Source organism: Trichocoleus sp. DQ-A2, assembly GCF_039961915.1.
Classification (GTDB): Bacteria; Cyanobacteriota; Cyanobacteriia; order Cyanobacteriales; family FACHB-T130; genus FACHB-T130.
Map to the genome: position 1 here is coordinate 144,866 of NZ_JAMPKD010000013.1, position 22,905 is coordinate 167,770.

At 49.8% G+C, this 22,905-nt stretch carries 23 protein-coding genes and 1 pseudogene; 16 read left to right on the plus strand and 8 right to left on the minus strand.

From position 1 onward, the window contains the following. Window positions 1-39 precede the first annotated feature (39 nt). Window positions 40-495, minus strand: a complete 456-nt coding sequence (locus NC997_RS15285; RefSeq protein ID WP_190426374.1) for a hypothetical protein — start codon at window positions 493-495, stop codon at window positions 40-42. A gap of 118 nt (window positions 496-613) precedes the next feature. Between NC997_RS15285 and NC997_RS15290 the strand changes: the two genes are divergently transcribed. The 3 genes from NC997_RS15290 to NC997_RS15300 all read left to right on the plus strand — a co-directional run bounded on the left by NC997_RS15290 (window position 614) and on the right by NC997_RS15300 (window position 2,475). Beyond that, window positions 614-835 (plus strand): helix-turn-helix transcriptional regulator, encoded by a 222-nt coding sequence (locus tag NC997_RS15290; protein WP_190413812.1) that lies wholly within the window; start codon window positions 614-616, stop codon window positions 833-835. A gap of 369 nt (window positions 836-1,204) precedes the next feature. Further along, window positions 1,205-1,387: a hypothetical protein gene (locus NC997_RS15295; RefSeq protein ID WP_242031345.1), complete on the plus strand. Its 183-nt coding sequence runs from the start codon at window positions 1,205-1,207 to the stop codon at window positions 1,385-1,387. Window positions 1,388-1,575: 188 nt separating this feature from the next. Further along, window positions 1,576-2,475: a class I SAM-dependent methyltransferase gene (locus tag NC997_RS15300; RefSeq protein WP_190526916.1), complete on the plus strand. Its 900-nt coding sequence runs from the start codon at window positions 1,576-1,578 to the stop codon at window positions 2,473-2,475. 366 nt (window positions 2,476-2,841) lie between these two features. On the opposite strand, the gene NC997_RS15305 is transcribed toward NC997_RS15300, so the two are convergent. Next, the gene (locus tag NC997_RS15305) at window positions 2,842-3,825 is read right to left on the minus strand and encodes an AraC family transcriptional regulator (RefSeq protein WP_190526976.1); all 984 of its coding nucleotides are present in this window, start codon (window positions 3,823-3,825) and stop codon (window positions 2,842-2,844) included. A gap of 360 nt (window positions 3,826-4,185) precedes the next feature. On the opposite strand from NC997_RS15305, the gene NC997_RS15310 reads away from it, so the two are divergent. The 8 genes and pseudogenes from NC997_RS15310 (at window position 4,186) to NC997_RS15345 (ending at window position 9,365) form a co-directional block, all read left to right on the plus strand. Continuing rightward, window positions 4,186-4,689: a cupin domain-containing protein gene (locus NC997_RS15310; protein WP_190526978.1), complete on the plus strand. Its 504-nt coding sequence runs from the start codon at window positions 4,186-4,188 to the stop codon at window positions 4,687-4,689. Then, on the plus strand, window positions 4,689-5,216 hold the full coding sequence (locus tag NC997_RS15315) for a cyclophilin-like fold protein (protein WP_199306150.1): 528 nt from the start codon (window positions 4,689-4,691) through the stop codon (window positions 5,214-5,216). Before NC997_RS15310 ends, NC997_RS15315 begins: the two co-directional genes overlap by 1 nt. An 83-nt stretch (window positions 5,217-5,299) precedes the next feature. Further along, complete coding sequence (locus NC997_RS15320; protein ID WP_190526917.1) at window positions 5,300-6,394, plus strand: alpha/beta hydrolase; 1,095 nt, start codon at window positions 5,300-5,302, stop codon at window positions 6,392-6,394. A 23-nt stretch (window positions 6,395-6,417) separates the two neighbouring features. After that, window positions 6,418-7,212, plus strand: coding sequence for an SDR family oxidoreductase (locus NC997_RS15325; RefSeq protein WP_190526919.1), 795 nt, complete (start codon window positions 6,418-6,420; stop codon window positions 7,210-7,212). Then, the gene (locus NC997_RS15330; protein WP_190526921.1) at window positions 7,193-7,519 is read left to right on the plus strand and encodes a hypothetical protein; all 327 of its coding nucleotides are present in this window, start codon (window positions 7,193-7,195) and stop codon (window positions 7,517-7,519) included. Before NC997_RS15325 ends, NC997_RS15330 begins: the two co-directional genes overlap by 20 nt. Next, window positions 7,437-8,498 (plus strand): NAD(P)-dependent alcohol dehydrogenase, encoded by a 1,062-nt coding sequence (locus NC997_RS15335; RefSeq protein ID WP_190526923.1) that lies wholly within the window; start codon window positions 7,437-7,439, stop codon window positions 8,496-8,498. Before NC997_RS15330 ends, NC997_RS15335 begins: the two co-directional genes overlap by 83 nt. Before the next feature lie 161 nt (window positions 8,499-8,659). After that, window positions 8,660-9,046 (plus strand): annotated as a pseudogene (locus NC997_RS15340) (alpha/beta hydrolase); the annotation flags it as partial. Between the two features lie 160 nt (window positions 9,047-9,206). Then, complete coding sequence (locus tag NC997_RS15345; protein ID WP_190526925.1) at window positions 9,207-9,365, plus strand: hypothetical protein; 159 nt, start codon at window positions 9,207-9,209, stop codon at window positions 9,363-9,365. A gap of 123 nt (window positions 9,366-9,488) precedes the next feature. Here NC997_RS15345 and rsgA read toward each other — a convergent pair whose 3' ends face one another. The 5 genes from rsgA to grpE all read right to left on the minus strand — a co-directional run bounded on the left by rsgA (window position 9,489) and on the right by grpE (window position 15,042). Beyond that, window positions 9,489-10,661: a small ribosomal subunit biogenesis GTPase RsgA gene (gene rsgA / locus NC997_RS15350; RefSeq protein WP_190526927.1), complete on the minus strand. Its 1,173-nt coding sequence runs from the start codon at window positions 10,659-10,661 to the stop codon at window positions 9,489-9,491. Further along, window positions 10,658-10,933, minus strand: coding sequence for a sulfurtransferase TusA family protein (locus tag NC997_RS15355; RefSeq protein WP_190413870.1), 276 nt, complete (start codon window positions 10,931-10,933; stop codon window positions 10,658-10,660). Before NC997_RS15355 ends, rsgA begins: the two co-directional genes overlap by 4 nt. Then, window positions 10,933-12,057 (minus strand): molecular chaperone DnaJ, encoded by a 1,125-nt coding sequence (gene dnaJ, locus NC997_RS15360; RefSeq protein WP_190526929.1) that lies wholly within the window; start codon window positions 12,055-12,057, stop codon window positions 10,933-10,935. Before dnaJ ends, NC997_RS15355 begins: the two co-directional genes overlap by 1 nt. A 101-nt stretch (window positions 12,058-12,158) precedes the next feature. After that, a complete protein-coding gene (gene dnaK, locus NC997_RS15365) occupies window positions 12,159-14,117 on the minus strand; it encodes a molecular chaperone DnaK (RefSeq protein WP_190526931.1) in 1,959 nt (652 codons plus the stop codon). A gap of 145 nt (window positions 14,118-14,262) precedes the next feature. Next, complete coding sequence (gene grpE, locus NC997_RS15370) at window positions 14,263-15,042, minus strand: nucleotide exchange factor GrpE (RefSeq protein ID WP_190526933.1); 780 nt, start codon at window positions 15,040-15,042, stop codon at window positions 14,263-14,265. 839 nt (window positions 15,043-15,881) lie between these two features. Between grpE and NC997_RS15375 the strand changes: the two genes are divergently transcribed. The 4 genes from NC997_RS15375 to NC997_RS15390 all read left to right on the plus strand — a co-directional run bounded on the left by NC997_RS15375 (window position 15,882) and on the right by NC997_RS15390 (window position 21,215). Then, window positions 15,882-17,873, plus strand: a complete 1,992-nt coding sequence (locus NC997_RS15375; RefSeq protein ID WP_190413827.1) for a GspE/PulE family protein — start codon at window positions 15,882-15,884, stop codon at window positions 17,871-17,873. Between the two features lie 107 nt (window positions 17,874-17,980). Then, window positions 17,981-19,087 carry a type IV pilus twitching motility protein PilT gene (locus NC997_RS15380; protein ID WP_190413828.1) on the plus strand — a complete coding sequence of 369 codons (1,107 nt, stop codon included), beginning with the start codon at window positions 17,981-17,983 and terminating at the stop codon, window positions 19,085-19,087. A gap of 187 nt (window positions 19,088-19,274) precedes the next feature. Next, a complete protein-coding gene (locus NC997_RS15385) occupies window positions 19,275-20,501 on the plus strand; it encodes a type II secretion system F family protein (protein ID WP_190526935.1) in 1,227 nt (408 codons plus the stop codon). A gap of 126 nt (window positions 20,502-20,627) precedes the next feature. Beyond that, window positions 20,628-21,215: a hypothetical protein gene (locus tag NC997_RS15390; RefSeq protein ID WP_190526937.1), complete on the plus strand. Its 588-nt coding sequence runs from the start codon at window positions 20,628-20,630 to the stop codon at window positions 21,213-21,215. Window positions 21,216-21,274: 59 nt separating this feature from the next. Here the strand turns inward: NC997_RS15390 and NC997_RS15395 are convergent, their stop codons facing one another. Beyond that, the gene (locus tag NC997_RS15395) at window positions 21,275-22,297 is read right to left on the minus strand and encodes a saccharopine dehydrogenase-like oxidoreductase (RefSeq protein WP_190526940.1); all 1,023 of its coding nucleotides are present in this window, start codon (window positions 22,295-22,297) and stop codon (window positions 21,275-21,277) included. Between the two features lie 365 nt (window positions 22,298-22,662). Here NC997_RS15395 and NC997_RS15400 point away from each other — a divergent pair, with 365 nt between their 5' ends. Further along, window positions 22,663-22,872: a DUF2997 domain-containing protein gene (locus NC997_RS15400; protein ID WP_190413832.1), complete on the plus strand. Its 210-nt coding sequence runs from the start codon at window positions 22,663-22,665 to the stop codon at window positions 22,870-22,872. Window positions 22,873-22,905: the final 33 nt, after the last annotated feature.

Sequence of the window (22,905 nt, forward strand, 5' to 3'; positions counted from 1 at the left end):
TTGAAGCAGCTGGTTCGCAAGATTTCTGGAAATTAATTCTTAAACAAGTTGAATTTGAAAATTTTCCATTGCTTGTTTTTTCTGGGCATAGAGACTCCGCAACCTCCGCAATTGAGCCTCTGACAGCACAGATTTAATGACGCTCAGCAATTCCCCCCATCTGTACATTTCTGCCAAGGAAGGGGCTGTGTTTAGTTTCTGCTCGTAAAATTTCACCCAAAAGCCGGGGGCTTTATATTGATGCTTTCTCCAACGCTTGCGCCATCTGAGGAAATCTTTGGTAGTGGGTGTCTCTGCGCCTAAAATGGGTGGCAGATCCGCATAGCTGACAAACGTACTCACGCCTTTGCCAACAACGTGGATGACATATTGCCAACAGTCGATCCGATATATCTGTTCGGGGTTGAGGTTAAGCAAAAGCGCGATCGCTTCTTTCGTCACAAACCGAGCCAATTGATGAACAACCCTTGCTTCAGGCTGTGAGCTTGATATCATAATAATTAACTCCAATATCATGGAGTTTTTGTGGAATTAGCGATCGCTCTTCAGTTTCCGACGCCAAAGGGCGATCGCTTTTTACTGGATAAAATATTTTAGTCGAAATTTAAACTCTATGTCAAGAACAGAGTTAATAAAGTTGCGGATTAGGGAGTTTGCCGCCAAGGAAGGCTGGACGCTGAAGGAGGTTTCCGAACGTTCCGGAGTCTCCTACAGCACCATCAAAACTTATGCAGTGTCGCCGGGAATGGTGATGGCGGACTTAGCTGCTTTAAGAAAGTTAGCGCGAACCTTTGACGTGTTAATTGAAGATTTGTTGGAAGTGGTACAAGAATAAGCGGCGTAACATTCAATAAAGTTTAAGTGAGCGATCTCGCTGTGGGGACATTTCTTGGTACTGTGCCAAAATGAACCCAAGCGTTTCAACATTGCAATCGATGGTTTGGGGCGTTGAAATTAATTTCAGCAGTAGGAATGGACTACAGCAGACTGCAAGATTGACTAGCAGATGGAAATGGAAAGAAGCTGATAAAGAAACTGCGGCTGTTGTACTTAAAATAACCAATCGAAAAAGTAGGTTGGCTAGATATAGAAGCGATTAAAAAGATTCCCTATCCAGACTTTTGTACTATCGAAAAACTATGGTTAAGATACAGCAACGGGCATTTCGGTTATAGCGTACAAAAGAGTATCTGGCAGAGTGTCGGTGGTAAGCTGCACGCTGGCGATAAAACTTGGCAAAGTTTTGGCGATCGCTTGGGATGGTTTGAACAAGGTTGGTGCGAATATGATGAACTTACCTTCAGCTTGGATGCACCAGGAGGACATCTTCCTTGGATGCGATCGCTTAATTTCTATCTTAGGGGCGACGTGGGTTCTTCATTTTTAATTGTGGAAATGTCTTCTCTCGCGTCGAGACTGGTAACTTGTAGCCAAAAGTAATTTATAGCGGTTTGTAAGATTTGCAAAAGACGGGTGATAATCAGCGATCGCTCTCTCTTGTCATCTAGTTTTCACAAGCGATCGCTTCTGGCAAGATAAGGAGAAGCGTCACATTCACAAAGGTCATCAGTTGCTATGCGTTTGAAGCGAATCCTTGGCTTTTTGGTGTTGTGTGCGGGTGTTAGCAGCCTCTTCATCTGGCAGGAAGGGCGATCGCTACCCGTCTCCCAAGCTCAACCTCCACCCTTGCCGGAGGGGGTGCGATCGCAGACTGATGTGCCTTATGTGCCAACGCCTAACGAGGTGGTGACAGCGATGCTAAAGATGGCTAGCGTCACTCAAGATGATGTTGTCTACGATTTAGGTTCTGGCGATGGAAGGTTGGTTATCGCAGCCGCGAAGGAATTTGGCGCGAAGGGTGTCGGTTTCGAGATTAACCCCCGACTAATTCAGGAAAGTAACGAAAAAGCTAGATTAGCCAGTGTGAGCGATCGCGTGAAGTTTGTCGAGCAAGATTTGTTCCAAACTGACCTCAGCGAAGCTACCGTGGTGACGCTTTACCTGTTGCCTAAAGTTAACGTCCAACTGCGACCAAAACTGCTGCGCGAACTCAAACCCGGAACGCCCGTTGTATCTCACCAGTTCGACATGAAGGAATGGAAACCCGATCGGACTGAAGTGTTGCGGGTCGGTTCTCGCATTCATAGAGTTTTCTATTGGGTGATTCCAGCACAGGTAACAGGAACCTGGCAATGGAATATGCAATCCGTTGGCAGCAAAAACCCCTACACGCTGCAATTACGTCAACAGTTCCAAGAAGTTACAGGAACGGTGAGAATGAGCAATGAGGAAATGCCGATTACTGAGGCGAAATTAACCGGCGACCAACTGAGTTTTAAAGTTACACAGCCGAAGCAAGGGAAGCTAGTAACCATGCAGTTTAATGGGCGCATTTCTGACAACACCATTATTGGAAGCGTGGATATATTAGGCGGTGCGAAAGTAGATAGACGCAACTGGTCAGCCCGACGCTAATACTAAATTGGTCAAATTCCTTTGATGCAAGAGTTTTAAATTTTACTCTAACGCGAGCAACAAAAGAGCGATGATTGCCCGAATTAGAGGAGTTAGATAGATTGTATGAGTCTAATGAAATGATAGTTAGCCTGCTTCGTTTCTCGGTGGGCGCGTACCGTAACATTGTCTGTAGAGTGTCATCCTTAGACCTCCTGCATGAATAGGAAAGCAATGTACCAGTTAGCGATTAAGGTAAAGGAGAATCGGGAAAACCTTAGGAAGAAGGACGGCAAGAGGGAGTTAAAATGCCCTATAGCGAATTAGAACATCTATCCGGTAGAAACTTTTTAGCGACTTCTGGCAAGATTAGGAGTCTTGAAGAGGTCATATTGAACCAGCAGTCTCCCTGGCAGCTTCTCGCAGCCGCTCTACATCGCGCATCGGTGGGACACCAAAGAGCCGCTTGTACTCCCGGTTGAAGTGCGAGGCATCGTCATAACCCACACGGTAGGCAGCACTGCTAGCGTCAAGCTTTTCCCCCAGCATCAGACGGCGAGCCTCCTGGAGCCGCAGTTGCTTCTGGAACTGCAAGGGACTCATGGCAGTGACCGACTTGAAGTGATGGTGAAAGCCAGAAACGCTCATGCCAAGCTCTCGTGCGATGCTTTCAATCCGAAGCGGCTGGTTAAAGTCTTTGCGAAGTCGATCGACCGCTCTGGCGATGTGGTGAGTGTAGCCACCTAGAACGGCAATCTGACGCAGCCGATTTCCTTGCGTTCCCATTAGGAGTCGGTAGATAATTTCCCGTTTAATCAGGGGTGAAAGCACATGGGCTTCGGCAGGAGAATCGAGAAGCCTGACAAGCCGCACCACAGCATCCAACAGGTCTGCATCCAACGGACTCACGTCGATCGCTTTTACACTAGCACCCCGTTGCGCTGAGGGATAGCCTGCCTCAACCATGACTGAGCCAACTAGGGTAGGGTCGAGATCGAGACGAAGACCCAGGTACGGTTTTTCCTGGGTTGCTTCTAGAATTCGGCTGGCAATCGGCAGTTCGACCGTCCCCAGCAAATAATGCATTGGGTCGTACTGATAGCGATCGCTGCCTAGAAGGACTTCTTTACTGCCCTGAGCAATGACACAAAAGGCAGGAATAGAGACACTATGGATGCATTCCGAAGGGAAGGAGGTGCGATAGAAGTGCAATCCTTTCAGTGGCTCGATCGTTCCATCCTGACGAATCGCTTGGGCAATTCGCTCCGTTAGTTCCTCCCGGTTGGCTTGCGCTCGGTCTGCTTCACGCTTTGCCTGAGGGTTATTCATCAACGCTCTATCGGACTTTTCACTCGTTCTTGCAGCGTTCATTTCTGATGTCCGTTCAAATCGATTTATAGACACATCAAGGTCTAGAAAGGGTTTGGCAGCTAAGCCTGTATAAGAATCTAGCGCGGCTTGAATCGAAAGCGGTGCAAGTTTGCAGGATTGTACAACCATCCTAGACAATCGTCCTATTGCTTGCCTTTCAAGATTCCTAGAATGAGGTTAAAGCAATGAAACGTGATTCCGGCTTCTTGTAAGCGTCTGGATTTCTCTTCAAGAGAACACTCAGGTTTATTTGGTCAAGCGCTTCTCAGAATTGCACCAGAAGCATCCTCAAATCCACGGCAGGCATCGGTCGCTGTGGGAAAGCTTTGCATGACTAAGCACAAACATGGAGGAACAGAAATGAAACGGCTCACGATGCCTGTTATGGCATTTTCCTTATTGGCTTTGGGGTTTGCACAGGCAGGGCATACACAAGTCTCATCTGGCGATCGCCCACAGACGGTAGAAATCACGCGGAACGGTTCGCAGCCTTCCACTGAAGGATCTGCCGAATATTTCACGGGTTCTGTACGCATCAATCCTCTTTTTCCGGCGCACGATCCATCCCGTGCATCTGGCGCAAGTGTCACCTTCAAGCCAGGTGCCCGAACCGCATGGCACACCCATCCTTTGGGGCAAATTCTGATTGTGACGGCTGGAGTTGGCTGGGTTCAGCAGTGGGGCGGTCAAATTCAGGAGATTAGACCCGGTGATGTTGTCTGGATTCCACCGAACGTAAAACACTGGCACGGAGCCACAGCAACTACAGCCATGACCCATACTGCGATTCAAGAACAACTTGACGGCACCCCTGTGAACTGGATGGAACAGGTCAGCGACGAACAGTACGAAGGGAGATCCTGATGCTTTCGAGATGGCTTCCCACTAGAGGAAAAAACGGTCAGAAGCGAATGCTGATTTTGGTTCTCGCTTTAGCAATGTCCCTAAGTTCCTCAGCCTGCCATGCCGATAACAGTATCACCAGCAATGCCCCGTCAGAGATACCAACTGAACTATCAACCGAGCAGACAAACAGGATGAAGATCAACATCCAGATCGGAAACAAGGTTGTACCAGCCATGTTGATTGACAGCAAAACCACTCAGGATTTTATTTCCCTGCTGCCATTAACACTGACGCTAAAAGATTACGCAAACACCGAAAAAATTAGTGATTTGCCAAGACGATTATCGACAGAAGATGCACCTCCGGGCACCGATCCTGCGGTTGGAGATATTGCTTATTACGCTCCTGGGGGGAATTTAGCGATGTATTACAACGATTTTGGATACTCAAACGGACTCATTATCCTCGGAAAAATTGACGGTGACATCGAGGCATTGAATGTGCCTGGTTCTGTAGAAGCGACGATTGAGTTGCGATCACAGTAAAGAGGGTACGAAATGAAACTGCTTGCGACGGCTATTGAGCCAAAGTGAACCCGCTAAATAAACCCACACATACGAACAAATCAATGAAACACCGCGTTCTAATACCAACCCTCTTGATGAGTGCAATCTGTGCCACGGCGGCATTTGCGCTCGACAAAACACACGTCTCACGTAAGAAGATATCCCAAGCACCCGTGCAGCAGTCCGCTGTGGTTGAGGGGGTAGACAACTTCTATAAGAGCGACAAGGTGACCATGCAGAAGGTTACATTCAAAAACCAATACAACATACAGGTTGCTGGGACTCTCTTCATCCCCAAAGCCTTGAATCAGAACGCCAGGAATCCGGCAATCATTGTCGGGCACCCAATGGGCGCAGTCAAAGAACAGAGCGCAAATCTGTATGCCCAAAAGCTGGCTGAGCAGGGATTCGTCACCTTGTCCCTCGATTTGTCTTTCTGGGGCGAGAGTGAGGGGCAGCCTCGCAACGTTGTTTCGCCGGATATTTATGCCGAGGATTTCAGTGCTGCGGTCGATTTTCTGGGCACTCGACCATTCGTTGACAGGGATCGGATTGGCGTTCTCGGGATTTGCGGCAGCGGGAGCTTCGTCATCAGCGCCGCCAAGATCGACCCGCGCATGAAGGCTATTGCGACGGTCAGTATGTATGACATGGGTGCTGCCGCTCGCAACGGGCTTAAGCATTCTACGACCCTGGAACAAAGGAAGAAATGGATCGCAGAGGCGGCCCAGCAACGCTATGCGGAGTTCACGGGCGGCGAGACCAAATACACAAGCGGAACCGTGCATGAACTCAATGAGAACTCTACCCCCATTGAGCGTGAGTTCTATGACTTTTACCGCACTCCTAGGGGCGAATACACCCCCAAAAGTTCGTCGCCGAAACTGACAACGCATCCGACGCTTACCAGCAACGTCAAATTCATGAACTTTTACCCGTTCGATGACATTGAAACGATTTCGCCTCGTCCCATGCTGTTCATCACGGGTGACAATGCACATTCTAAGGAGTTCAGCGAAGATGCCTACAAACGCGCAGCCGAGCCAAAGGATCTCTATATCGTTCCGAACGCGGGACACGTCGATTTGTACGACCGGGTGAACCTTATCCCGTGGGACAAGCTTGCGTCCTTTTTCAATCAGCACCTCAGTCGGTAAGCGAGAAACTGGCAGGAGAATATGTGCTACTCAACTCGAATGGAAACTTCACAGATAAGGTGGCTTTTGTCACCGGAGCAGCGAACGGCATCGGTCGAGCGACAGCGCTGGCATTTGCCCGTGAGGGCGCTAACGTGGTGGTCGCTGACATTTCAGAACAAGGCAATCAAGAAACAGTCCGCATAATTGAGGAACTCGACGGGCGGGCGGGAGCTTCGCTGCTGCCGAAGGCAATCGCCATCAGGTGCGACGTGACGCGAGCCGAGGACGTGAAGGCGGCTCTGGATAAGACTATCGAGACTTTCGGGCGGCTGGACTTTGCCTTCAACAACGCTGGCGTGGAACAGAAGATAGCGGCGACAGCCGACCTTACAGAGGAGGAGTGGAACCGCATCGTCAACATCAACCTGCGCGGCGTGTTCCTGTGCCTAAAGCACGAAATCCCGCTGATGCTTAAGCAAGGGGGTGGCGCGATCGTGAATACCTCTTCAGGTGCTGGAGTCAAAGGCTTCAAAGGTCAAGCGGCTTACGTGGCTGCAAAGCATGGCGTGGTCGGACTGACCAAGGCGGCGGCACTTGACTACGCCGCGCAGAACATTCGCATCAACGCTGTGTGTCCCGGAATCATCGACACCCCGATGATGGATCGCTTCAGCGGCGGCACTTCCGAAGGACGAGAACGAGTGATCTCGCAGGAACCAATTGGCAGGATGGGTCAACCCGAAGAGATCGCCAATGCCGTCATCTGGCTGTGTTCGGATGCGTCCTCCTTCGCTGTTGGGCACGCCCTGGTCGTCGATGGCGGTCAAACGGTGTAGTGATGTGCAACGCCAACCCGATCGAACCCTAAACGCACGACAACAAAGCATTGTCGCCATCGTCTCCTTCACCACCAACGACGATGACTCATATCGCTACTCAGGAGGTACTCGACGGCAAGCCCTTAGACTGGATGGAAAAGGTCAGCGACGAACAATACCAGGACAGATTCAAGACCGAGTACAAGTAAACCAGCTTATCTTCCAGATTGGAGCATCAATTTATGTACAACGCCAAAGCTTACTCCGCAGTCAGTGCAACATCACCGCTGGCCTCCGACACGATCGCACGGCGCGATCCTACTGAGCACGACGTTCAGATTGAAATTCTCTTCTGCGGCATCTGCCACTCCGACCTCCATTCAGTGCGTAACGAGTGGAGCGATTTCATGTCCACAACCTACCCGATCGTTCCCGGTCATGAGATTGTTGGACGGGTCACTCAAGTCGGTTCAGCAGTGACCAAGTTCAAGTCGGGCGATCTAGTGGGAGTTGGCTGCATGGTCGATTCGGATGGTCACTGTCCCAAATGCAAGGCTGGCTTTGAGCAGTTTTGCCAAAATGCGATCTTCACCTACAACTCCCCAGACAAGCACAAGACCGCTCCAGTTACCTATGGTGGCTATTCCAATAGCATTGTTGTCGATCAACGCTTCGTGCTGCGCGTTCCCCCAAACCTCGATCTAGCTGGAGTTGCGCCGCTCCTGTGTGCAGGCATTACCACGTATTCGCCACTCCGTCATTGGGGAGTTACAGAGGGTAAGAAAGTAGGTGTGGTTGGTCTGGGCGGATTGGGGCACATGGGCGTGAAGCTTGCTCATGCAATGGGAGCGCGCGTTGTTGTCTTTACCACGTCCCCCGACAAGAAAGAAGACGCGCTCCGCCTGGGTGCCGATGAAGTTGTTGTTTCCCACAATGATGACGAGATGCAAAAGCACGCTGGTAGCTTCGATTTTATCCTCGATACCGTCGCCGCCAAGCACGACATTAATGCTTATCTCAACCTGCTGGGCCTCGATGGTAATATCACCCTGGTTGGTGCGCCTGAAAAGCCTCTAGATGTCGCGGCATTTAGTCTGATTATGAGTCGCCGCAGTCTTTCTGGCTCTATGATCGGCGGCATCGCCGAAACCCAAGAGATGCTCGACTTTTGCGGTGAACACAATATCACCGCCGATGTTGAAGTCATCCCCATCCAGAAGGTCAACGAAGCCTACGAGCGACTGCTCAAGTCCGATGTGAAATATCGCTTTGTAATTGATATGGCTTCTCTGAAATCTGAATAACCGAGGTGAAACTTCGCAGGAGTACCAATGCAAACGTGCTTACGAGCGCTTGGTGAACAAGGACGCGCGCTATCGCTTCGTCATCGACATAGCCCCGCTGAAGGCAGGCGCGTCGAACCGAAGCTAACCCGCTAGATAAACCCACACCTACGAACAAATCAATGAAACACCGCGTTCTAATACCAACCCTCTTGATGAGTGCAATCTGTGCAACGGCGGCATTTGCGCTCGACAAAACACACGTCTCACGTAAGAAGATATCCCAAGCACCCGTGCAGCAGTCCGCTGTGGTTGAGGGGGTAGACAACTTCTATAAGAGCGACAAGGTGACGGTGCAGAAGGTTACATTCAAAAACCAATACAACATGCAGGTTGCTGGGACTCTCTTCATCCCCAAAGCCTTGAATCAGAACGCCAGGAATCCGGCAATCATTGCCGGGCACCCAATGGGCGCAGTCAAAGAACAGAGCGCAAATCTGTATGCCCAAAAGCTGGCTGAGCAGGGATTCGTCACCTTGTCCCTCGATTTGTCTTTCTGGGGCGAGAGCGGTCGTCGAGTCCGGGCGTGACGAGTATTTAGTCACATTGACGTCGTCGTCAACAACGTGGGGTATAGCCTGCGCGGCTAAGTTCGAGGAACTATCCTTATCCGAGATCAAGCGCCAGTTTGCGACCACCTTCCGTGGAAGCTCAACTCCGGAGAGCGACGTGACAACGAGTAAGCCTGACGAAATCCCCGAAGCGGTTCTTTGGCTTGATTCGGATGCGACTTCGTTTGTAATTGGACATGCGATGTCCGTCGATGGAGAATTTGTACACTCCCAAACTGAGGACGACGCTTCAGGGGCGACACTGGCACTCATTTGACAACAGGATGGTTGTCTTTCGAGATCGTGATTTCTTCACCACGAAGTGCCACCTCAATTAATTTGGGCAGAGGTTGAGATGCCGCAGCGAGATCGATTTGCTGCATAAATCTAACCCTCTTTTTTATTCATCTTCCATCTTTTCTGAAAAATCCGTGTCTTGATACACTTGGTCAAGTGCCTGCTGTTGAGTGCGCCGGGAAGGACGACGGTATTTTTTTGCTTCCAACCGGGGTTCGTATTGACTGTGCCCTTTACCCTTCGTTTTCATTTTCAGGGTGGCGTCGGGATCGGCTTGTTGGTTCAGATGAGTAGAAAGAGCGATCGCATCTTTCAGAAAATCTAGATAATGATCGTAACGTTCCCAATCCCCTCGCACCGCACAATTCGGCTCATCCCGATGCAGGCAATCACTAAATTGACATCGGGCAACCGCTAAGCGCTGGCGTGCTTCTGGGAAATAATGCACTAACTCTTCCGGAGTCGCATCCAAGTCTGGTTGGTTGAATCCAGGGGTATCTGCAATGAATCCGCCTGTCGGTAATTCAAACAATTCAACGTGTCGCGTCGTATGACGCCCTCGGCTGAGTTTGCCGGAAACTTCTCCGACGCGCAGATTGACGCTGGGAATGAGAAAGTTTACGATGCTCGATTTCCCGACGCCAGAAAGACCCGCAAAAATAGTAATTTTATGATTTAGTTGATGCTGGAATTCTTCTAGACCTCGACCTGTGTGGACGCTGATAAATATCGGTTGGTAGCCCCATCCTTGCAAGCGATCGCGCCATTGGTTGAGTTGGTCAGTTGTCACTAAATCGCTTTTATTTAAGCAAAGGCAGACTTCTAAGCCAGTAGACTCTCCTTTTACCAGAAAACGACTCAATTGATAGGCATCCAACGTAGGTTCTTCTAGGGCAAAAACAAGAAGAATTTGCTGAGCATTTGCCACTGGAGGACGATCTAGTTCGCTTGTGCGGGGGAAAACTTCGGCGATCGCTCCCCGTCCACCTGCCCAGTCAGCTTCCTCAATCAGAACGCGATCGCCTACCATCACCTTCTGACCTATTTTTTTCAGCCTTGCGCGACGAGTACACAGGAGAAAGGGAGTTATCGGCGGGGTGTCAGCTTCCAACTCCGGACTACTGAGGTCTAGTCGCACTTGATAGAAATTCGCCTGCACAGCCACCACCGTCCCAATTAACGGCGAAGATTCTTCCAACCGATCAACCGGATCTGGAAATTTCTCCTCCCTCTCCTCTCCTGTCGGCGGTAGCGACGGAGGTGGTACAGAACTCATAGGGAAGCTGGACGCCGCACCCTCAGGGCAAAAAAGCCTGTGCGGTCTTCAGACGCAATGAATCGCGTCTCTTCAATTGTGTAGCCCGCCATCGCTAAACTATCAGGAACCTGCTCAATTGGCTCACCCGGATCTAGCCACACTTCTAATAAGGTGCCGGGTGCCATTTGTTCCAGGCGGAGTTTGGTGCGAACGAAGTTAATCGGGCAAGGCGTCCCCCGCAAGTCCAGCTGAGCGTCCGGCACATCCGTTGCAGTCGCTGGATTGTCGATCACTTGAACAACCCTCCTAAAAATCCTTCTAAACCGCCTTTCCCAGTGCGATCGCCTTTGATTTTAGCCAGCTTCTCCAGCAGTTCCCGTTCTTCAGCCGTAATCCGATTGGGAATATCAATTCCTACATTAATCAGGTGATCTCCCCGGCTGACTGGGTTCCCTAGTTTGGGTACGCCATGATTTTCTAGCGTCAGCACCGTATTCGGTTGCGTTCCCGCCGGAATTGTTAACTCTACCGGCCCATCTACTGTATTCACTTCCAGACGGCATCCTAAGATCGCCTGCAAGTAGCTAATCTTAATCTCTGACAGGACGTTAATCCCATCCCGATGAAACTCTGCGTCTTCCTCAACAAACAAATAGACGTACAAATCTCCCGGAGGCCCACCGCGCAGACCAGCGTCTCCTTCTTTAGAAACGCGCAGCCGGGTTCCATTATCTACCCCTGGAGGGATTGTAATTTTAAGCTTTTTCGTCTCCTGTTTGCGACCGACGCCTCCGCAAGTTTCACACTTATCCTCAATTACCTGCCCTTCACCGTTACAGGTGGGACAGACAGAGACTTGGGTAAAGCTACCAAAGGGAGTCCGTGTCGCACGACGCACTTGACCAGAACCACTGCAAGTCGGACAGGCTCGCGGTCGCGTTCCTGGCTTGGCACCTGCACCGCTACAGGTAGCACAGGTTTCTAGATGGGGAATCCGGATTTCTTTTTCGCCCCCAAAGACGGCTTCCCGAAATTCCAGCTTTAAATCTAACCGCAGGTCGTCGCCGCGAACGGGACCGCTACGTCTGCGAGCAGCCGTTTGACCCCCGGCACCCCCAAACCCACTGAAGAAGCTTTCAAAAATATCGGCAAAGTTACCAATATCGCCTAAGTCTGGGCCAGCTCCGACACCAGAAGCCACCCCGGCTTCTCCATAGCGATCGTAGCGAGTCCGGGTTTCTGGTTCCGAAAGGACTTCGTATGCTCGATTAATTTCTTTAAAGCGTTCTTCCGCCCCTGGCTCTTTATTGACATCCGGGTGATATTTCCGGGCCAGACGGCGATAGGCACGCTTAATTTCCTCTTTGTCTGAGTCACGGGAGACCCCGAGAATTTCATAGTAGTCGCGGGCCATAGAACGCTGCTTCTTTAGGGGTTAAGGGTTAGGAGAACGGAAAAATGAAAACTTTAGATATCCTTCAATTTTTCATTTTTCCTTTTTTATTTTTAATTGATTTAGTCAACTGGCTCGTAGTCAGCCTGAACGGTATTATCGTCATCAAATCTAAAGTCATCGTCATCGGGTGTGGAGTCAGGCGCTTCACGAAACTCTGGGGATATGCCACTTTCCAAGCTTTCGTAATCATCCGGTGTCTCGCGTCCGCTGGCTTGCTGGTACACGGCAGCACCAATCGCAAACAGTGTCTGCTGAAAATCGTCAATCTGTTGTTTGATCTCCTCAACACTAATTGAGGGGTTAGCCAGCGCCGCTCGCACCGCTGTAGCCTTCTTATTTGCCTGCGTTTTGATATCCTCTGCAACTAGATCCCCGTTATCATTTAACGTCGATTCATAGCTGTAGAACAGGCTATCAGCCTGATTTTTCAGCTCCACTACTTGCATCCGACGCTGGTCTTCTTCGGCATAGGTTTCAGCTTCGTGCCGCATCCGTTCGACTTCGCTGGCACTCAAGCCGCCGGTATTGCTAATCCGGATACTCTGCTCTCTCCCAGTGCCTTTGTCTTGAGCCAATACTTTGAGAATTCCATCAACGCCAATTTCAAAGGACACTTCAATTTGAGGGATGCCTCTGGGAGCGGGGGGAATTCCTGCTAGGAGGAATTTGCCAAGACTTTTGTTATCTTTCGCCATCGCCCGCTCACCCTGTAAGACGTGAATTTCCACGCTGGTTTGTCCGTCGGTGGCGGTGGAAAAAACTTGGGATTTCGTCGTGGGAATTGTGGTGTTGCGCTCAATAATTTTTGTAAACACTTCTCCCAAGGTTTCAATGCCCAAGCTTAGGGGGGCAACATCCAATAGCAGCAGATCCTCGACTTCGCCGCTTAAGACGCCTCCTTGGATCGCTGCTCCCAGCGCCACTGCTTCATCCGGGTTGATCGACCGATCGGGTGCTTTGCCGCCAAAAAACTTCTTAATCGCATCTTGAACGGCCGGAATTCGAGTTGAACCTCCCACCAGGATGATCCGGTCAATCTCATTGGCTGTCAAACCGCTGTCTTTGATCGCCTGAGCTACAGGCTCAATGGTACCTTCCACCAAATGGTTGACGAGTTCTTCAAACTGGGCGCGGGAAAGTTCCATCTCTAAATGTTTTGGCCCGGTTTCATCGGCGGTGATGAATGGCAAATTGATGGAGGTGCTGCCCATGCTGGAAAGTTCGATTTTGGCTTTCTCTGCTGCCTCTCGCAACCGCTGGAGAGCCATTTTGTCGGTTCCCAGGTCGATGGAATCTTGCTGTTTGAAGTTTTCGATCATCCAGCGGACAATGCTGTTGTCAAAGTCATCTCCGCCTAGATGGTTGTTTCCAGAGGTAGCTTTGACTTCAAAAACGCCGTCACCCAATTGGAGTACGGACACGTCGAAGGTACCGCCCCCTAAGTCAAACACCAGAATGCACTGCTCTTCATCTTGTTTATCCAAGCCGTAGGCAAGAGCAGCTGCCGTGGGTTCGTTGATGATCCGTAAAACTTCCAGTCCGGCAATGGTACCGGCATCTTTTGTCGCCTGCCTTTGGGCGTCTGTGAAGTAGGCAGGTACGGTGATGACTGCCTGGTCTACCTGTTCGCCAAGAAAGTTTTCTGCATCCTGCTTTAGCTTTTGCAGGATCATCGCTGAGATTTCTTGGGGGGTGTAGTTGCGTCCCCGAATTTGGACATCGACGGTATCATCGCGACCTTTGATACAGGTGTAGGGCACGCGCGATCGCTCTACTTCGGTGTCATCCCAGCGGCGGCCGATAAAGCGTTTAATGCTGTATACCGTATTTTCGGCATTGGTGACAGCTTGCCGTTTCGCTAGCTGACCCACTAGGCGATCGCCGCCCTTGCCAAATCCCACGATACTTGGGGTCGTTCTCCCTCCTTCTGTGTTAGAGATGACGATGGGTTGACCCCCCTCTAAAACAGCCACGCAACTATTGGTCGTGCCCAAGTCGATGCCAATGACTTTTCCCATAGCTAGCTGTAGTAAAGGTTTACAGGATTTGTTAAGTAGCCGTCGAATTGCTTGTCCGAAATGGTTCGGACCCGGCACCAGATTTCCATCAATTTGATTGTAATTTCTGACGCCTTCAACCGTCGATGCAGTGCATCAAACTCCATTAACTTTCGCCAGAAAGCGGATGACCTTCCTCTGAGGGTACCACGGGCTCCATACCAGCAGCAACTTTGACTAGGGCGTGGCGCAAGACGCGATCGCCCAAGAAATAGCCGCGCACCAGCTGTTCGATCACGGCTCCTTCTGGATATTCATTCGTTGGTTCCCGCATCACGGCTTCGTGGAGATTGGGATCGAAATCTTGACCCTCGGGACGCATGGGAGATACTCCGATGCGCTTGAGAGCGTCTGCCAGCTGTTTGTAGACACTCTGGTAGCTTTTGTGGATGCTCCATTCTCCATCAGTTTGCGGCTTAATCTGCGATCGCGCCCGCTCAAAATTATCCACTACGGGCAGTAACTCAGTAATGGTGGTGCACTTGATCTGCACCTCCGAGTCTTCCTTCTCTTTGAGAGTCCGCTTGCGGAAATTTTCAAAATCTGCGGCTATCCTCATGTACTGAGTTTTGAAAGAGTCACACTGTTGCGTGCGCTCTTCCACTTGCGCTTTTAAAGCCTCCACTTCCCGCGTCAATGCTTCTACAGCCGCTGTGTTGCTGGCTGCTTCTGCGTTACTTTCGTCTCCGCTGGCTCCGGAGGTTGCACTGGCATCTGATACCACATCAGATGTTTGGCTTGTGCCATACACTGACGCCTCCCCTAATGGTTCTCCATTTAAGGTTCCCGTTTCAGATAATGGTTCATTCCCCATTTCCTGTGCCACCGCCTGGTTATCAACCATTGGAGGTGAAGTATTGTCTTGCTGATTTTCTTCCTCGTTCATTGGGCTATCATCCCAGCTAAGAGACTGCTCGCGCTCATTTTAATGGGTAGTCCTGTCGATGTCGCCACTACCACCTCCCGTTCTGTATCAGGTTGGTGTCTCACCACTCCCTGAGTTAGGGATGGAGAGAAGAGGCGCATTGCCACAAAACTTTCCCCTTTCTAGAATCATAGTGTGCCCAGGCATCCTGCCAATACTCTTTAAAGCTTTTGGCTTGACTTTCTGACAAGGCTTGGGTGGGAAAACCGTATCAACACGCCAACCCTACCTTAACCCTACATTGTGCCAAGCTATGCCATCTGCTGGCATTTGCACAGAATTTTCTTTATAGAAGCAATTGCCTACTTTCCGATTGTAACGTCATCTTCACGAATTTCAGGATAGCCATTGAGCGAGTGGGCGTGCCAGACATCAGAATCTAGACAGTAGACGATGTATGAATCGCAAAATAAATTAAGACAATCCTACGCCTAAGACTTGGTTAAGGCTATTATCGTGAATGTTCCCTACCACGTTCAGCCTTACACGCTCCTTGTCATTAACCAAGTCGTGTCCGAGTCTTCTAAGGCTCCGGCAGGTCTTCAATCTTAAAACTTACAGCATCGTTGTACGGATATTACTGCTTGCGGCTAGTGAGGAGCAAATTGGCTTATCGCGTCAATTTTGCCTTTAAAATCGCCACAACGGCTCAACATAAATGATGAAACGGTCTGGTGGTACTGCGGGGGCGCAAGCCCAAGTCGGTTATCTAAACCGTAAAAATTTAGTTTTTGGCTGACGATAGCAATTTTGCTTCATGGTTTTGGGAACAATTTGTAAAGAGGTATTCTCACGGATCTATGACTCAATCCTCACCACGAAATCGCGCCCTTGCTGTCCGCAATGAGTTTTCGCCCTTCGGCAACCAGCTGATTCAGGCAGGCTATGTTGACACCGACCAAATGCGGCAGGCTATGGTAGAAAGCCGCAAGTCTGGTAGACCCTTAACCGAGGTTCTAGAAACGATTACTGGGCGATCGCTTCCCCCAGATTTGCTACGTCAGTATAAAAAACAACAGCTTTTTGAACTCAAAATTCTTTACGGAGTTGAATCTCTAGATCCGGAAATCAGCCAAATTCCCACTTCTCAGATTGGGTCTTTGATTGAAACCCTGATTCCGATCGATATCTGTAGTCGCTATAAACTGGTACCTTTAACGAAAAATGACACCCAGCCCCCCTCGGTACTGGTGGCAATGGTCGATCCAGATAATTTAGCGGCTCAGGACGATCTCAACCGCATCTTACGACCCCAGGGCATCGCCTTGCAGCGAATGGTGATCACTCTGGAAGACTGTTTGAATCTAATTAACCAATACAAGGATGAGCAAACCAGGAAAGAGGAAGTAGCGCGAATCCAAAAGTCTGTGGATGTCTCAGACGTTCTGGATAATTTGAACGACTTAGGCGATGCACCTCCTGAAATTGAAGATGACCTGAATGTAGAGGATGCACAGGGCGCTCCCGTCATCAACTTGGTTAACAGAATCCTCCTCAAGGGTCTGCAAGAGCAGGTTTCAGACATTCACATTGAACCCCAAGAAGAATTCTTACGCATTCGCTTCCGGAAAGATGGGGTGCTACAACAAGCCTTCGAGCCGTTCCCGAAAAAAATCATCCCAGCCGTCACAGCTCGCTTCAAAATCATGGCTGAGCTAGACATTGCCGAGCGACGGATGCCCCAGGATGGTCGTATCCGGCGGGTGTTTGAAGGGCGTAAGGTTGACTTTCGGGTGAATACCTTACCCAGCCGCTACGGCGAAAAGGTGGTCTTGCGAATTCTCGATAACTCTTCCACCCAGCTAGGTTTGGATAAGTTAATTTCCGATTCAGAATCGCTAGAAATTGTCAGAGAAATGGCAAGCCGTCCCTTCGGCTTGATTTTAGTAACCGGGCCAACTGGGTCTGGTAAATCTACCACCTTGTACTCGGTTCTGGCAGAACGGAACGATCCGGGAATTAATATCAGTACCGCAGAAGACCCGATTGAGTATGCCTTGCCTGGGATTACTCAGGTACAGGTAATTCGAGAGAAGGGAATGGATTTTTCCTCGATCTTACGAGCCTTCATGCGCCAAGATCCGGATGTAATTCTGGTGGGTGAAACGCGGGACAAAGAAACGGCGAAAACCGCAATTGAAGCAGCACTAACCGGACACTTGGTGCTGACAACCCTGCACACCAACGATGCCGCCGGTGCGATCGCCCGCTTAGACGAAATGGGCATCGAGCCATTCATGGTATCGGGTTCGCTGATTGGCGTTTTGGCGCAACGCTTGATGCGGCGTGTTTGTAGCGAGTGTCGCCTTTCCTATTCACCCACTTCACAAGAACTCGGTCGATTTGGTTTATCGGCTTCTGGGGACGGGGATATTACCTTCTACAAAGCCAATACTTTACAACCCGATGAAGCGAAGGAAGCCAAAAGCAGAAATGCTCTGTGCCAAAAATGTAATGGCATTGGCTATAAGGGACGTGTGGGTGTTTATGAAGTTATGCGCGTGACCGAACGCTTGCAAAATTTAATCAGCCAAGGTGCCCCCACTGAGCGCATTAAAGAAGCAGCCGTGGAAGAAGGGATGAAGACATTGCTGGCCTACAGCTTAGACCTGGTACGCCAAGGTTATACCACTCTCGAAGAAGTAGAACGGGTGACATTTACAGATTCTGGTCTTGAGGCAGAACTCAAAGCCAAGCGTAAGAGCGGTCTAGAATGTGTCACTTGCACTGCTGAGTTAAAACCAGAGTGGCTAGATTGTCCATACTGCATGACACCTCGCTTTTCCGAATAAATTTCAATCGTCAATCGCTAATGGCGAATGGCAATCACCCAAGCTACGTCCTTAGTCACGGAAAATTAGCAACTGAGAAATCAAGAATCACCCCAGGAGACAGCCTCATGGAATTAATGATTGAAGACTTGATGGAGCAACTCATTGAAATGGGCGGCTCAGATATGCACATCCAGGCAGGAGCGCCGGTTTACTTCCGCATCAGTGGGAAACTCAATCCCATCGGTGACGAACCGCTTCCTCCCCAGGAGTGTCAGAAACTCATCTTCAGTATGCTGAACAACACGCAGCGTAAGGAATTAGAGCAAAACTGGGAACTTGACTGCTCTTATGGGGTTAAGGGATTGGCTCGCTTCCGCGTCAATGTGTACAAAGAGCGGGGCTACTATGCGGCGTGCTTAAGAGCGTTGTCTTCTAAAATTCCGAACTTCGATCAGTTGGGTTTACCAGATGTCGTGCGGGAATTGACTCACAGACCCAGAGGAATGGTGTTGGTGACGGGGCAAACGGGTTCTGGGAAAACCACCACCCTGGCTGCGATGCTCGACTTGATCAACCGGACGCGGGCAGAACACATTCTAACGGTGGAAGACCCGATTGAATATGTTTACCCGAACATCAAGAGCTTGTTTCACCAGCGTCAAAAAGGCGAAGATACTAAGAGCTTTGCGAATGCGCTGAGAGCCGCGCTCCGGGAAGACCCGGATATTATCCTGGTAGGGGAAATGCGCGACCTAGAAACCATTGGTCTGGCGGTGTCAGCGGCTGAAACAGGTCACTTGGTGTTCGGTACCCTGCACACCAGCTCAGCAGCAGGTACTATCGACCGGATCTTGGACGTATTTCCTCCAGAGCAACAGCCCCAAATCCGCGCTCAGTTGTCTGGTTCGTTATTGGCAGTCTTCAGCCAATGCTTGGTGCCCAAACACAATCCAAAACCGGGTGAATATGGTCGGGTAATGGCGCAGGAAATCATGCTGGTAACGCCAGCGATCGCTAACTTGATTCGAGAAGGAAAATCTGCTCAAATTTACTCTGCTATCCAGACTGGAGCAAAATTGGGAATGCAGACGATGGAACAGGCTCTAGCTGGCTATGTCAAAGCTGGTGCCATCTCCTTTGAGGCGGCGATGGGCAAATCATCTAAACCTGAAGAATTACAGCGTATCCTGGGGACATCGCCAGCGACAGGGGCAAAAGCTGGCGCTCGGTAGGTTCGAGGCGGTGTAAAACCTATTGCACTAAGCTTGTATGATGCCAGGTAGTCCAGACCGAAACATATTCGGTCTGGACTACCTGGCAGCCCTCAGCAGAAATTGTCAAAAACCTCCCCGGAAGACACCTTCCCATTACAAAAATTTTCCTTTTAAAAGCCATTCTTCTTTCACTTAGAGGTGAGGTATGCCTACCTATATTGCTGATGTTCGAGACTCTAAAGGAGCCGCAAAGAAAGACAAAATTGTTGCCGACTCCCTGGGGAGTGCCCGCGACGCCCTGCGCGAAAAATGGGTTTCTGTTGCAAATATCAAAGAAACTCAAACCTTTGACCTGAGCAAATTAAACCTAAAAGAGTTTCAAACTTCTTTAGCGAAGGTTACGGTCAAGGATAAAGCCGTCTTTTCTCGTCAATTTGCCGCGATGGTCAACGCGGGTGTGGCGATTGTTAGATGTTTGGGCGTACTTTCGGAACAATGTAGCAATCCTAAGCTTAAAAAAGCGCTGGTGGAAATTAGCTCAGAGGTTCAACAAGGTGTGAATCTCTCGGATGCGATGCGTAAACATCCGGAGTGTTTCGATAATCTATACGTCAGTATGGTGCAAGCAGGAGAGGTCGGCGGTGTCCTCGATGAGGTACTCAACCGATTAGCCAAAGTCCTAGAGGATATGGCACGCCTGCAAAACCAAGTCAAAGGGGCAATGGCATACCCCGTGGCAGTGGGAATCTTGGCAATCATTGTCTTTATTTGTATGACCGTGTTTTTGATCCCAATCTTTGCTGGCATTTTCAAAGATTTGGGGACAGAATTACCGGCTCTAACACTGTTCATGCTGTGGATTAGCGAAATCCTCAGAAGTTGGAGGATCATCATCCCTATCATTACTGTCATCGTTGCCTCTTTTGTTTACAGACAGTATTACAAGACGCCAGTTGGTCGTGTGACGATGGATCGCTTTTTCTTGAAAATGCCGCTATTGGGCGACTTGAATGAGAAATCATGTGTTGCTCGCTTTTGCCGCATTTTTGGAACCTTGACTCGTTCTGGAGTGCCTATTCTCACTTGCATGGATATTGTGAGAGATACGGCGGGTAACCAGGTAATTGCTAACGCGGTGGAAGCAGCCAAGCTAGACATTCAACAGGGTGGGATGATGAGCTTAGCTTTGCAAAAAGAGCAGGTTTTCCCAATCCTGGCAATTCAGATGATTAGTATTGGGGAAGAGACAGGTCAGTTAGATGCCATGATGATGAAAGTGGCAGATTTCTATGAAGATGAGGTTGAGCAAGCGGTGAAAGCACTCACCAGCGTTCTCGAACCCATTATGATGGTGGTGTTAGCGGGGATGGTCGCGGTGATTTTGCTTTCGATGTATCTCCCCATGTTTGCTGTGTTTGACAAACTAGGCTAATCAATTTCAGGTTTTGGATTTTTCTCATTCCCAGATTTATCTGGGAATGAGATTTGGGATGGAGGGCTTATGGTACTTAACGATGACCTAATCTCCAATCTAAGATTGAAAATTTAAAATCAAAATATGTTTGTTAAGCAATCCTATTACGAAGCTAGCTTGGCGGAGTACAGTAACCTGTCTGGAGCGATCGCATTGCTCAAGCAGCACCGACCTTATCTGGAGATGATTCCTAGTATGCGCCGGTTTGAGGAGAGCGCGATCGCCATTCCTTTGCCGGTGGTGCGAATTCGCCATGCCTCCTCTAGAGCAGAAAGCCATGGCGTTGTCACATCTAGAGGAGAAGCGATTCGCTTGCCCTGTGATGTGGCAATTTTAATGTGTGACCCCGAATGGAAAATCAAAATGGGGGTGGAGATTTTTGTCTTTATTCACCGTCCCCAAGAAGACTTTTCCGACTTTTTGAGTCGATGGCGGCAGACGCAGGTGTGGCTGGACAAAGAATATGAGTGGTTGATGCCGCCTCGCCATCAACACATTTTCAGCGAGGGCGCTGACAAGCTATATCCTTTGTTTGTTGTATTTCCAGAGACGCCAGAACGAATTAAGCGAGGCTTAATGGGAGCCTGTCTCCCCTTTGTCATCCAGACCCCAATGTTGGATGTTGAGGAACAGGCACAGGAATCTTTTTTGCCTGAAAGTCCCAACGTTTGACGGTTGAAGCAGGTTGAAGTGTAATCAACCTGCTAACGTACCCATTTTCAACCTGTTAACTACTTGACAAACTGCGGCATGACTTCGGCGGCGGTCAACAAACCGTAGATGCCTCGACGATGGAGTGCGACTCCGGCTTTGAGATAGCCGAAGGCAGGGCCGCAGACATTGGCTGCCATACTGGTTTCATCGCCAAGGGTAAAGGTATGGGTAGAAATCTTGCCTTCAAAGGTGCGACCTGTCACTTGGACATTCGTGCTGAGTGGTTTTTTGGGATTGCGGGTATCGACGACGCCGCCGACCGTAACGCGATCGCGCGGACAAATTCCAGCTAGCTCTAGCATCACATCATCAGCGTGTTCCATATTCTCCAGAGCCAGGATGCCGTTGGTTTGATCCAGCAATGCTTCCACTTCGGCATCACTCATGGCTCTGGCGCGCTCCACATCGTATCCGGGTAGATGGGCAATATCTTCCCGAATCGTCGCTCGGTAGGCTTCCCAATTTGCAATCCCTACTCCAAACGTAATCTTGACGCTATGGATTTCGGCATAACTTTGGGCGGCAAGAGCCGCTGCCGCTGTCAACAATCCAGGCGTCGCCCCACAGCCAGTCAGATAAGTAATTCCTGCTGCAAGAAGTTCCTCTTGCAGATCCAGTAGCTGCTCGACAGCGCTGGTACGCTTCATGGCGTCTACCAGAACCCCCCGCCAGCCAGATTGAATAAATTGCCGCGCGACGGACGCCATAAAGGTGTTGGGCAGATTGGGCAGTGCTAGGAAATATCCATCTACCGGCTTAGCTCGTTCGATTAAGTCCTGGATGCTCTGGCTGCTGAGGGTGCCTGTCGGCTCTAAATAGCCAAGAGAACCCCTTGTTTGGTAAATCCCAATGCTGGCATCTGGATCTAACCCTTGGGCGGCGTAGGTATAGCCTTTCTGGTCAGCAGCTGCAACCCAGATCATCTCGCGTTTTGGCGCAAGCACTCTGGCGGCAGCCTGCCCCAGTCCACCAAAGCCCAAGACGCCCACTCGAATGGGGGTTGGGGAGTTGATTGAACCTGTGACTTGCTCTGCACTCATAGCGTCTTCTTGCAATTGAACAAACTTTAATTATCCAGGCTCCTGGACGCGCCGGTTCGTTCACTTTTGAGAGCTTGAGCGATCGCTCAAGAAGTCTGTTGGCTTTTTTGCTCAATTTCGGATAATTTCTCTATCTTGACGCAGATGTAAAGTTAAGCGACACTGACAAATAATCAAAGTAAGACTCGCCTAATTAATTAAGTTTTGTTACGTTTTAACTCGTTGTGACTCAATTGCTCAACATTTGAGCAACATTAATTTATTAATATCCCAGCGAGTCAGTTCTAAGAAAGATGTCTTATCCGGCAGCATCATCAGTATGGTTTGTGCCGCCGCCTAACTTGAGCAATCCCTAACCAATGAGCATGGAAACGCTAGAGTTTATCATTTATCCGGATGGTCGGGTGCAGGAGAAAGTCACCGGAATTACTGGGAAATCCTGTGCCGAAGTGACTGCCGCTATTGAAGCCCAATTGGGTCTGGTACTAACTCAGGAACCGACTTCTGAATTTTTTGCCTCAGTGATTCATCAGAGTGCGACGGCGACAGCCGGGGCAACTTATAGCGAGTGGTAAGGTAAGTTTTTTTTTGAGTCCAACTTAATTTAT

Bases quoted from the DNA above. Each gene is read 5' to 3' on its own strand.
- NC997_RS15290 (WP_190413812.1), top strand. From the start codon at position 614: ATGTCAAGAACAGAGTTAATAAAGTTGCGGATTAGGGAGTTTGCCGCC.
- NC997_RS15380 (WP_190413828.1), top strand. From the start codon at position 17,981: ATGGAATTAATGATTGAAGACTTGATGGAGCAACTCATTGAAATGGGC.
- NC997_RS15285 (WP_190426374.1), bottom strand. From the start codon at position 495: ATGATATCAAGCTCACAGCCTGAAGCAAGGGTTGTTCATCAATTGGCT.
- NC997_RS15300 (WP_190526916.1), top strand. From the start codon at position 1,576: ATGCGTTTGAAGCGAATCCTTGGCTTTTTGGTGTTGTGTGCGGGTGTT.
- NC997_RS15390 (WP_190526937.1), top strand. From the start codon at position 20,628: ATGTTTGTTAAGCAATCCTATTACGAAGCTAGCTTGGCGGAGTACAGT.
- dnaJ (WP_190526929.1), bottom strand. From the start codon at position 12,057: ATGGCCCGCGACTACTATGAAATTCTCGGGGTCTCCCGTGACTCAGAC.
- NC997_RS15330 (WP_190526921.1), top strand. From the start codon at position 7,193: ATGGCGGTCAAACGGTGTAGTGATGTGCAACGCCAACCCGATCGAACC.
- NC997_RS15305 (WP_190526976.1), bottom strand. From the start codon at position 3,825: ATGAACGCTGCAAGAACGAGTGAAAAGTCCGATAGAGCGTTGATGAAT.
- NC997_RS15335 (WP_190526923.1), top strand. From the start codon at position 7,437: ATGTACAACGCCAAAGCTTACTCCGCAGTCAGTGCAACATCACCGCTG.
- NC997_RS15310 (WP_190526978.1), top strand. From the start codon at position 4,186: ATGAAACGGCTCACGATGCCTGTTATGGCATTTTCCTTATTGGCTTTG.
- NC997_RS15400 (WP_190413832.1), top strand. From the start codon at position 22,663: ATGGAAACGCTAGAGTTTATCATTTATCCGGATGGTCGGGTGCAGGAG.
- NC997_RS15395 (WP_190526940.1), bottom strand. From the start codon at position 22,297: ATGAGTGCAGAGCAAGTCACAGGTTCAATCAACTCCCCAACCCCCATT.
- NC997_RS15315 (WP_199306150.1), top strand. From the start codon at position 4,689: ATGCTTTCGAGATGGCTTCCCACTAGAGGAAAAAACGGTCAGAAGCGA.
- NC997_RS15385 (WP_190526935.1), top strand. From the start codon at position 19,275: ATGCCTACCTATATTGCTGATGTTCGAGACTCTAAAGGAGCCGCAAAG.
- grpE (WP_190526933.1), bottom strand. From the start codon at position 15,042: ATGAACGAGGAAGAAAATCAGCAAGACAATACTTCACCTCCAATGGTT.
- NC997_RS15320 (WP_190526917.1), top strand. From the start codon at position 5,300: ATGAAACACCGCGTTCTAATACCAACCCTCTTGATGAGTGCAATCTGT.
- NC997_RS15375 (WP_190413827.1), top strand. From the start codon at position 15,882: ATGACTCAATCCTCACCACGAAATCGCGCCCTTGCTGTCCGCAATGAG.
- dnaK (WP_190526931.1), bottom strand. From the start codon at position 14,117: ATGGGAAAAGTCATTGGCATCGACTTGGGCACGACCAATAGTTGCGTG.
- rsgA (WP_190526927.1), bottom strand. From the start codon at position 10,661: ATGAGTTCTGTACCACCTCCGTCGCTACCGCCGACAGGAGAGGAGAGG.